Below are 9,881 nucleotides of genomic sequence, written 5' to 3' on the forward strand. Positions count from 1 at the left end.
CTCTCGCTCTTGCCTCAGCCCAACATGTCCGGCATGCCGCCAACCGTCCCATAAAAATACGACAGTATTTTATGGATAAAATCCTCTCGCTCTGGCCTCAGCCCAACATATCGGGCATGACAAAATCCGCCCCATAAAAAATACGACTGTATTTTTTATGAATGATATCCTCTTGCTCTTGCCTCAGCCCAACATGTCCGGCATGCCATACAGCCTCCCCGGGGCCTGCCCCGGCAGCCAGGCCGCAGCCCGAAGCGCCCCCTGGGCCAGGGTGTCGCGGGAATGGGCCCGATGGGTGACCTCGATGCGCTCGCCGGGACCAAAAAAATACACCGTGTGATCGCCCACCACGTCCCCGCCGCGCAGGGCCTGGATGCCGATCTCCTGGGCCGGACGCGGGCCGATGATGCCCTCCCGGCAGCATGTCTTGACGGCGTCGAAGTCACGCCCGGCGGCCTCGGCCAGGCATTGCCCGATTTTTATGGCCGTGCCGCTGGGGGAATCGGCCTTGCGGTTATGGTGGATCTCCATGACCTCCATGTTGTAGGCGTCCCCAAGCCTCTTCACCAGGGCGGGCAGCACGGACAACAGCACGTTGATGCCCACGCTCATGTTCGGCGCGAAAAACACCCGCCCGGCCGTGGCGGCCTGGGCCAAGGCGGCAAGCTGGTCCTTGTCCAGCCCGGTGGTGCCGACGACCAGGGGATTCCCGGCGGCCACGGCGGTCTTGGCCGTAGCCACGGAACAGGCCGGGGAGGTGAAGTCGATGACCACCGCCCCGGGAACCTGGGGCAGCACCGTGGCCAGGTCCGACCCGGCCACGCAGCCGAAATCCGAAAGCCCGGCCTCATTGCCCGGCCGCTCCACCACGGCCGCCAGCCGGTAGTCCGGATTGGCCCGGACCAGTTGGATCAGGGTGGACCCCATGCGCCCCCGCGCCCCCATGATGACCACGTCACACACGCTCATGTCCGTCTCCCGCGTTAAAAAAGGTGCAGAAAAAAACCGCCCGGCCGCGCCCGAAAGCCTGGTCGGGGTGGCTGCCCCCGGCGGCCAAAGGGCTTTCGCCCTTTGGAATCCCTTATAAAAACAACGTGCTTCGCGTCCAACAAAAAGAGGGTTCAGCCGGGAAGAAGGCGGCCCTGGACCATGCCCGCCCGGCCGGGACCGGAACGCACAAGCTCCAGGAAGGCCGCCTTGTCGATGACCGCACACCCCAGTTCCCGGGCCTTTTGCAGTTTCGAGCCGGGCTTGTCCCCGACGACCAGATAGTCGAGCTTTTTCGAGACGGCCGAAATCACCATGCCCCCGGCCGCCTCGACCATGGCCTGGGCCTCCTGCCGGGGCAGGCCTTCAAGCTCGCCGGTAAAAAGAAACCGCTTGCCGCGAAGCGGCCCAGCCGCATCCGCCGGGGCCTTGGCCACGGCCCTGGGCCACAGCCCCACCGCCTTGAAACGGCCGAGCAACTCCCGCTGTTCGGGCGCGGCGAAAAACTCCCGGATGGAGCGGGCCACCTCGGGGCCGACATCGGAAAGCGCAATCAAATCCTCCTCCGAGGCCCCGGCCAGGGCGTCCATGTCCGTGAACCTCGCGGCCAGGGTCTTGGCCGTGCGCGTCCCCACCAGGGGGATGCCCAGGGCCGCGATGCATTTGTCCAGGGTGGCCGCCTCCCTGGCCTTGGCGATGGCCGTGACGAAATTCGTGGCGGACTTCTCCTTCATGCGCGGCAGCTCCAAAAGCTGCTCTTTCGTCAGCACGAACAGGTCCGCCGGGGTGCGCAGCAGGCCGCGCGCAACCAGTATCTCGATCCACTTGCCGCCCACGCCTTCGATGTCCAGCCCGGCCTTGGACACGAAATAGACGATGCCCCGCAGGCGCACCCCCGGGCAGTCGGGATTGACGCACTTGCGGGCCGACTCCCCGGGCAGCCGCCGACTCGGGGTATGGCAGGAGGGACAGTCCGCCGGGAAAACGAAGGGAGGCCGCCCCTCGGGCGGCCGCTTCTCCTCCACGGCCCGCACCACCTCCGGGATCACGTCCCCGGCCCGGCGCACCACCACCGTGTCGCCCTCACGCAGATCCTTGGCCGCGATCTCGTCCTCGTTGTGCAGGGTGGCCCGGGACACGGTGACCCCGGCCAGGGACACCGGGGCCAGGATGGCCACCGGGGTGATGACCCGGGTGCGGCCCACCTGGACCTCGATCTTTGTAAGCACCGTCTCGGCCTCGTGGGCCGGAAACTTGAGCGCCACGGCGAAACGCGGCGCCCGGTCGGTAAATCCCAGGGCCGCCTGCACGGCCAGGTCGTCGCACTTGACCACCGCCCCGTCGATCTCAAAGGGCAGATCAAGCCGCATTTTCCCAAGCTCCTCGAAAAAGGGATAGACCTGGGCCGCCCGGCGGACCTTGCCCTCCCGGGCCACGGAAAACCCATAGCCTTTAAGCGTGGCCATCATGGCCGAATGGGTTTTCCAGGGAGGCGCGCCGCCGGGAAAGACGGACTCGCCCGTGGCGTAGGCGAAAAAGCGCAAGGGGCGTGAGGCCGTGATCTTGGGGTCAAGCTGGCGCACGGACCCGGCCGCGGCGTTTCGGGGATTGGCGAAGGCCTTCTCCCCGGCCGCCCGGCGAGCCTCGTTGAGCTCATAAAAATCCTGGCGGGTGATGACCACCTCGCCGCGCACCTCCAAAAGCTCCGGCGTCGGCAGTCCGGCCGCCTGGGCGTGGGGCGCCAGGGTCAGGGGCAGGCTGCGCACGGTGCGCAGGTTCTCGGTCACGTCCTCGCCGGTGACGCCGTCGCCCCGGGTCAGGGCCGAAACGAAGAGGCCGCGCTCGTAGATGACCTCCAGGGCCAGGCCGTCGAATTTGGGATCGACCCAGAAATGCGTCCCGAGCTTCTCCCCCTGCCTGGCCAGGGCGTTGGCCGCCCGCTCCAGAAAGGCCTCCCATTCGGCGCGGCTCATGGCGTTGTCCAGGCTGTACATGCGCTGGCGGTGCGGCCGGGAGACGTAGCCCTCGGCTGGCGCGCCGCCCACCCGTGTGGTGGGCGAGGCCGGGTCGGACAGTTCCGGATGGGCCGATTCGATATCTTGGAGTTCGCGAAACAGCGCGTCATATTCCGCGTCGCTGATCTGGGGATCGTCAAGCACGTAGTAGCGGTGGTCGTGGTGGCGGATGAGGTCGCGAAGCTCGCGAACCCGCGCCGCCGGATCGATGCTGGCCTGGGCCACGCCTGCTCCGTCAGTCGGCCGCATCCGGCCGGTTGAGGTCTGTTCGACCGTTAAAAATCACGTTCCACAGCCGCTCAAAGGCATGCCCGGTGTTGTCGGCGTCCCCTGGGTCGGCCTCGGCCAGGGCCAGGGCCTTTCGATAAAAGCCCAGGGGCCGGGCCAGGATGCGCTCCCGGCCGACCATGAAAAGCCCCGCCGGGGCCGGGGTCAGGAAGGTCTCGGGCACGGGACCGGGAAAAAGCGCCGCATAGACCGCACCCACCGGGATGTCCTTGCCGAACCCGGCCCAGGCGCCCGCCCTGGCCGGATCGGCCATGTCGTGGGGCCGCCCCAGCCGGTCGCATTTGAGCTTGAACCAGGCCAGCCCGGCAAACGGCGCGCCAAGGCGCGCGTTTTGCCGTATGCGCTCCCACAGCCCGGCCGCGTCCATGCCCGGCGGCAGGTGGCGGAAGGGATCGCCCTGCACAAAGGCCGTATAGTCCGCGAAATCCGGATACCGGGCCACGATGTGGTGCAGGTAGGTATGGCTCTCCCGGCCGACGTTGGGCAGGGCATGCGGCCCGGGCGCGCCGGACTTGTCGTAGACCACGACCGGACAGCCCAGGGCCGCCGTCCAGGACACGTCCTCAGCGTACCGGGCCACCACGCATTCGATGCCGGGGGATGCGTCCATCACGGCCTCCGAAACTACAAAATGGCCCTCAGCCGGTCCAGATCCTCGCCCTTGCCCACCAGGATCATGGTGTCCCCGGCCTCCAGCACGGTCTGGGGCTGGGGGTTGAACACCATCTCCCCGCTCGATTTCTTGATGCCGATGATGATGAGATCGAAGCGCGGCCGGATCTTGGACTCGACGAGGTTCTGGTTCACCACCTCGGAGGCGGCCTCCACCCGAAGCTCCTCCATCTGGAGGTCGATGTCCCCGCCGCCCAGGGCCAGTTCCAGAAAGCTGGTGACCGTGGGCCGCAAGACCGACTGGGCCATGCGGATGCCGCCGAACAGGTGCGGGATGAGCACCTGGTCCGCCCCGGCCCGTTTGAGCTTGGGGATGTGCGGCGGGGTGTCGGCCCGGGCCACGATAAACAGCCTGGGATTAATCTGCCTAGCGGTGAGGGTGACGTAGACGTTGGCCGCCTCCTGGTGCAGGGCGGCCACCAGGGACTTGGCCCGGTCGATCCCGGCCGCGATGAGCACATCGTCGTCCGTGGCGTCCCCGGACAGGTGCAGGATGCCCTTTTCCTCGAGTTCGCGCACCACGTCCGGGTTTTTTTCGATGACCACCACGCCGTGTCCCTCGTCCAAGACCTTCTCGGTCACGATGGCCCCGATCCGCCCGCAGCCGCAGATAATGATATGTCCGGTCAACTTGTCGATGGCTTTTTGCACCCGCCGCCTCCCCCAAATTTCTTGCAGACGTCCTTCGATGAGCACCTGGGTGAACGACCCCACCAGATAGGCGAAGCTGCCCACGCCGCACACGATCAGCAGCATGGTGGCCACCCGTCCCTGCTCGGAGAGCGGATTGACCTCCTGGAAGCCCACCGTGGAGAGGGTGATGATGACCTGGTACAGGCTGTCGAAAAAGGGCCAGCCCTCAATGATCATGTACGAGGCCACGCCCGCCGCCACCACGCCGAACATGATCACGCAGCCGATGACGATGGGCCAGAATATGCCGAGACGGTGCTGCATCGTCAGCACGCGTCCGCGCAGCTTGATGGAGTTCATGCCTCTCCCAGGCTTAGAAGCTTTTCGCGCAGGGCCGTGATGCGGTCGCGCAGGGCCGCCGCGCGCTCGAAGGCCAGTTCCTTGGCCGCCGCGCGCATCTCCCGCTCCAGACGGCGGATGGTCTGTTTCATGGACGCCGGGGTCACCCCGTATTCGCCCGTGTCCTCGGCGGCCAGAATCCGCGCCGCCTGGGTCGTCTCGTCGCGAATCTGGCTGTACAGGGAATCCAGGACGTTTTCCATATCCTTGCGCACGGTGGTCGGGGTGATGCCCCGCTCCAGGTTGTAGGCCTCCTGCTTCTCCCGGCGGCGGTTGGTCTCCTCCATGGCCGTGTGCATGGAGCCGGTCACCTTGTCGGCGTAGAGGATCACCTTCCCGGCGGCGTTGCGGGCCGCCCGGCCGAAGGTCTGCACCAGAGAGCGCGCGGATCGTAGAAATCCTTCCTTGTCCGCGTCAAGGATGGCCACCAGGGACACCTCGGGGATGTCCAGGCCCTCGCGCAACAGGTTGATGCCCACCAGCACGGCGAATTCCCCCTGACGCAAGGCCTGGATGATGGCCACCCGCTCCAGGGTGTCGATGTCCGAATGCAGATACCGGGAGGTGACGCCCATGGCGTTGAAATAATCCGTCAGGTCCTCGGCCATGCGCTTGGTCAGGGTGGTCACCAAGACCCGCTCGTCGGCCTGCATGCGCCTGCGGCACTCGCCCAGCAGGTCGTCCATCTGGCCCGTGGTGGGCCGCACCGTAACCACCGGGTCCACCAGCCCCGTGGGCCGGATGATCTGCTCCACCACCAGGCCCTGAGAGCGGTCGATCTCCCACGGCCCCGGCGTGGCCGACACGAAGACCATGCGCCCCACCCGGGCCAGGAACTCCTCGAAATTGAGCGGCCGGTTGTCCAGGGCCGAGGGCAGCCGGAACCCGAAGTCCACCAGCGTCTGTTTGCGGGAGCGGTCGCCGCTGTACATGCCGCCGATCTGGGGCACGGTGATGTGGGATTCGTCGATGAAGGTGATGAAGTCCTCGGGAAAATAGTCCAGAAGCGTATACGGCGGCTGTCCGGCGGCCCGGCCGTCCAGGTGGCGGGAATAGTTCTCGATGCCCGTGCAGTAGCCCAGCTCCTCGATCATCTCCAAGTCCTGCATGGTGCGCTGCTCCAGGCGCTGGGCCTCCAGGAGCCGGTTGCCCTTCTCGTATTCGGCCAGCCGCAGGCGCAGCTCCTCCCGGATGTCCGACACGGCCCGATTCAGGTTCTCGCGATCCGACACGTAGTGGCTGGCCGGAAAGATGATGGTCCTTTTGAGCGCCCCCAGCACCTCGCCCGTGAGCGGGTCCGTCTCCAGGATGGCCTCCAGCTCGTCGCCGAAAAATTCCAGACGAAGCGCCGTGTCCCGGCTGTAGGCCGGAATCAGCTCCACCACGTCGCCGCGCACCCGAAACGTGCCCCGGTGGAAATCGATTTCGTTGCGCTCGTACTGGATCTCCACCAGCCGCGACAGCACCCGGTCCATGCCGATCTCTTCCCCCACGGCCAGGGGCAGGACCATCCTCTCGTAGTAGTCCCGGGAGCCCAGGCCGTAGATGCAGGACACCGAGGCCACGATGAGCACGTCGCGCCGGGTCAAAAGCGAATGGGTGGCGGCATGGCGCAGCTTGTCGATGTCGTCGTTTATGGACGAATCCTTCTCGATGTAGGTGTCCGTGCGCGGCAGGTAGGCCTCGGGCTGGTAGTAGTCGTAATAGCTGACGAAATATTCCACGGCGTTGTGCGGGAAAAGGCCCTTGAACTCATTGTAAAGCTGGGCGGCCAGGGTCTTGTTGGGGGCCATGACCAGGGCCGGACAATCCAGGCGGGCCACAACCTGGGCCATGGTGAAGGTCTTTCCGGTGCCCGTGGCCCCCAGGAGCACCTGGTTTTTGACCCCGGAAGCGAGGTTGGCCGCCAGTTCCTTAATGGCCTGGGGCTGATCCCCCTTGGGTTCGAAGGGGCTTTTGAGCTGGAAAAGACTGGACATGTAGGGTAAAATCCGGTTTTACGAGGTTTGGGCGGCCGTGTGGCCGCGAAAGCCGAATGTACGGCCAAGCCGTGTCGGACACAACGGGGAAATCCCAGACCATATTCGCCGCCAGCGGCACACGGGAGAGCATCCATGGAAATCGACATCGTCCCGGCGGACAACAAACTGCCTGTCGCCCGGGCCTACTCCCTGTCCATCGTCATCAAAAGCTTCAAAGGACGCAAGGACGTGGAGGTCCACCTGTTCCGGCCGACATGGGATGCGGCCGAGGAAAAACTTTACGATTGGAACGCGCTCATGGGCGATCTGCTGGCGCCGGACCTGGAGGTCAGCCTGGAGAGCTGTCGGCGGGTGGTTTTGGAGGCCTTCACCGAGGAGGAGCGCGACCAACTCGTCACCTACCTCAAGGACCGCTACCAGGACCGGCTGGCGGCCATCCGCTCCTGTTCCCTCAATTTCCCCATCCCGCTGGGCCTGGTGGCCCTGTCGGAACTCGCCGAGGGCAAGGACAGCGGTTTCGTCAACTTCGACAAGGTGCTCAACTTTCCCCTGCCCTTCGCCGTGCGCGGCTTCTTCGACTTAAGCCAGCACCGCCCCCTGCTCGAAGGCGCCGAGTAACTCACGCGCCCGATTCCTTCTCGACGACCAACCGGGGAGCCGTCCAGCACGGCTCCCCGCCCTTTTTGGAGCCTGTGCATGAAAAGCGTCTGCGTGTTTTGCGGGTCCAACCCCGGCGGCGATGCCGTTTTTTTGGAGACGGCCAAGGCCCTGGGGACGTTCCTGGCCCGGGAGGGACTGACGGTGGTCTACGGCGGGGCCTCCGTCGGGCTCATGGGGGCCACGGCCAATGCCTGCCTGGCGGCAGGCGGCCAGGTGGTGGGGGTGCTGCCCGATTTTCTGAAGAAAAAGGAGTTGGAGCATACCGGGTTGACAGAGCTGCACGTGGTGCCGTCCATGCACGAGCGCAAGGCGCTCATGGCCGAGCTGTCGGACGGGTTTGTCGCCCTGCCCGGCGGCATGGGGACGCTGGAGGAGTTCTGCGAGATCGTCACCTGGGCCCAGCTTGGGCTGCACGGCAAGCCCTGCGGGCTGCTCAACGTGGGCGGGTTCTACGATCCGCTTTTGGCCTTGGTGCGGACCATGGTGGAGAACCGCTTCGTGCGCGACGCCCATGCCGGGATCGTGCTGTCCGCGCCCACGCCCGAGGAACTGCTCGAGGCCATGCGGGCCTATCGGCCGGTCACGGCCCCCAAGTGGATTGACCGGGACAAGAGTTGACGCCAACACGCCACGAAACGGATGCCGCATGAAAAGCAGCGACCTTTCACCTCGCATCGCGGAGACATCCCCGGCGGACGCGCCACTGGAACTCATGCTCCTGGCGGACCCTTCCGAACCCAAGGTTGCGGCATATCTGCCGCGATCACGCTGCTTCGCGGCATACTCCGGGGTGTTGCCTGTCGCTGTATGTATCGTCGCGCCTCTTTCTGAAGCGGCGTACGAAATCATGAACATCGCCGTAACGCCTTCCCAGCAAAAGAAAGGAATCGGGACCACGCTTCTCAGCCACGTCATTTCCGTGTTCAGGACGGAAGGGGCCTGGCGCCTTGAGGTCGGGACGGGAACCTTCGGCTATCAACTGGCGTTTTATCAGCGGCAGGGATTTCGAGTCACGGGGATCGACACGGATTTTTTTCTTACGAATTACCCGGAACCCATCTTTGAGGACGGCATCCAACTCAAGGACATGCTGCGGCTTACCCTGGTGTTGCGGCCTTTCCCGGAGAAAGGCTGAAGGGAGGGATGGGGCGTCGCCCTTGCGGGTTTCAGGGGCGAGGGATCACGCCGCCCCCCCCACCCGGGACGGTCCTTCCTGAGCATTTCTCTCCCGGCCCCCGGCCGGTCACTCTCCCGCGCTAGCCCATCATCCGCGTCTTGCCGTCGACAAGCTCCCCCGCCACCCTCTCCAAAAGCCCCGCCTCATCCCCCCACTCCGCCTTGGAGGCGTTTTTGAGCGCCTCGCTTACGGCCTCCAGCCGGGCCTCGTCCAAAACGACCCCCAACTGTTCCAGCCGCAGCCGCAAGGCCGCCCGACCGCTGTGTTTCGACAGCACGATGCGGGCCGGGTCCGCCCCCACGGCCTGGGGCGGATACGGCAGATAGGTGTCCGGATGCTTGAGCAGCCCGTCCTGGTGAACGCCCGCCCCCGTGGCGAAGGCGTTTTCCCCGCACACGGCCTTGTTGGGCGGGGTGGGGACGCCCGTCAGGCCCGCCACCAGACGGCACAGGGGGGCAAGTTTCGCGGCGTCCAGGTGGATGGAGCGGCCGTACAGGTCCGGACGCAGGGTCAGGACCGCCGCCGTCTCCTCCAGGGCCGCGTTCCCGGCCCGCTCCCCGATGCCGCCCACGGTGCAGTGCGCCATGTCCGCCCCGGCCTGGATGGCCGCCAGGGTGTTGGCCGTGGCCAGCCCCAGGTCGTCGTGAAAATGCACCCCCAGCAACACGCCGCCCAGGCCCCGGACATGGCTGCGCAAAAATTCCAGCCGCTCCTTCACCTCGTCCGGGGTGAGCACCCCCAGCGTGTCCGGGAAGCCGACGGAGGTGGCCCCGGCGGATATGGCCGCCTCATAGAGGCGGACCAGGTAGCCGGGTTCGGTGCGGCTGGCGTCCTCGGCGCTGAAATTGACGTAAGCGAAGGATTTCCGGGCGTATTCCACGGCCCGGGCGGCCATGACCAGGATGTCGGCCTTGGATTTTTTCAGCTTGTAGCGGCGGTGCAGGGGGCTGGCGGACAAAAAGATGTTGGCCGCCCGGCGCCTGGGCGGCGCGTCGGCCAGGGCCTCGCGCGCGGCGTCGATGTCCCTGTGAAGCGCCCGACACAGGGCCGCGATGACCGGGCCGCCCG

General features: G+C 66.0%; 9 protein-coding genes. 3 read left to right on the top strand and 6 right to left on the bottom strand.

The window, feature by feature from the left end; genetic code table 11:
• Positions 1-183: 183 nt before the first annotated feature.
• The 5 genes from dapB to uvrB all read right to left on the bottom strand — a co-directional run bounded on the left by dapB (position 184) and on the right by uvrB (position 6,973).
• Positions 184-969: a 4-hydroxy-tetrahydrodipicolinate reductase gene (gene dapB / locus V3572_RS14665; protein WP_332111764.1), complete on the bottom strand. Its 786-nt coding sequence runs from the start codon at positions 967-969 to the stop codon at positions 184-186.
• 152 nt (positions 970-1,121) lie between these two features.
• A complete protein-coding gene (gene ligA, locus V3572_RS14670; RefSeq protein WP_332111765.1) occupies positions 1,122-3,227 on the bottom strand; it encodes an NAD-dependent DNA ligase LigA in 2,106 nt (701 codons plus the stop codon).
• Positions 3,228-3,237: 10 nt separating this feature from the next.
• Complete coding sequence (locus tag V3572_RS14675) at positions 3,238-3,900, bottom strand: DUF3431 domain-containing protein (protein ID WP_332111766.1); 663 nt, start codon at positions 3,898-3,900, stop codon at positions 3,238-3,240.
• Positions 3,901-3,914: 14 nt separating this feature from the next.
• Entirely contained in the window at positions 3,915-4,955 is a 1,041-nt protein-coding gene (locus V3572_RS14680; RefSeq protein ID WP_332111767.1) for a potassium channel family protein, read from the bottom strand.
• Positions 4,952-6,973: an excinuclease ABC subunit UvrB gene (gene uvrB / locus V3572_RS14685; RefSeq protein ID WP_332111768.1), complete on the bottom strand. Its 2,022-nt coding sequence runs from the start codon at positions 6,971-6,973 to the stop codon at positions 4,952-4,954. The genes V3572_RS14680 and uvrB overlap by 4 nt, the downstream gene beginning before the upstream one ends.
• Positions 6,974-7,108: 135 nt before the next feature.
• Between uvrB and V3572_RS14690 the strand changes: the two genes are divergently transcribed.
• From V3572_RS14690 to V3572_RS14700, 3 genes are all read left to right on the top strand, one after another.
• On the top strand, positions 7,109-7,594 hold the full coding sequence (locus V3572_RS14690) for a hypothetical protein (RefSeq protein ID WP_332111769.1): 486 nt from the start codon (positions 7,109-7,111) through the stop codon (positions 7,592-7,594).
• Between the two features lie 78 nt (positions 7,595-7,672).
• Positions 7,673-8,254, top strand: coding sequence for a TIGR00730 family Rossman fold protein (locus V3572_RS14695; RefSeq protein WP_332111770.1), 582 nt, complete (start codon positions 7,673-7,675; stop codon positions 8,252-8,254).
• Between the two features lie 28 nt (positions 8,255-8,282).
• A complete protein-coding gene (locus tag V3572_RS14700) occupies positions 8,283-8,771 on the top strand; it encodes a GNAT family N-acetyltransferase (RefSeq protein ID WP_332111771.1) in 489 nt (162 codons plus the stop codon).
• Positions 8,772-8,892: 121 nt separating this feature from the next.
• On the opposite strand, the gene V3572_RS14705 is transcribed toward V3572_RS14700, so the two are convergent.
• The coding region (locus V3572_RS14705; protein WP_332111772.1) for a homocitrate synthase/isopropylmalate synthase family protein at positions 8,893-9,881 on the bottom strand (989 nt) is incomplete at its 5' end.

It is taken from the genome of Desulfolutivibrio sp. (genome assembly GCF_036584575.1).
In the GTDB taxonomy this organism is placed as follows: Bacteria; Desulfobacterota; Desulfovibrionia; order Desulfovibrionales; family Desulfovibrionaceae; genus Desulfolutivibrio.

What these genes read in the sequence shown, in the direction of transcription:
- V3572_RS14680 (WP_332111767.1), bottom strand. Translation starts at nt 4,955, where the DNA reads ATGAACTCCATCAAGCTGCGCGGACGCGTGCTGACGATGCAGCACCGT.
- V3572_RS14700 (WP_332111771.1), top strand. Translation starts at nt 8,283, where the DNA reads ATGAAAAGCAGCGACCTTTCACCTCGCATCGCGGAGACATCCCCGGCG.
- dapB (WP_332111764.1), bottom strand. Translation starts at nt 969, where the DNA reads ATGAGCGTGTGTGACGTGGTCATCATGGGGGCGCGGGGGCGCATGGGG.
- V3572_RS14695 (WP_332111770.1), top strand. Translation starts at nt 7,673, where the DNA reads ATGAAAAGCGTCTGCGTGTTTTGCGGGTCCAACCCCGGCGGCGATGCC.
- uvrB (WP_332111768.1), bottom strand. Translation starts at nt 6,973, where the DNA reads ATGTCCAGTCTTTTCCAGCTCAAAAGCCCCTTCGAACCCAAGGGGGAT.
- V3572_RS14675 (WP_332111766.1), bottom strand. Translation starts at nt 3,900, where the DNA reads ATGGACGCATCCCCCGGCATCGAATGCGTGGTGGCCCGGTACGCTGAG.
- V3572_RS14690 (WP_332111769.1), top strand. Translation starts at nt 7,109, where the DNA reads ATGGAAATCGACATCGTCCCGGCGGACAACAAACTGCCTGTCGCCCGG.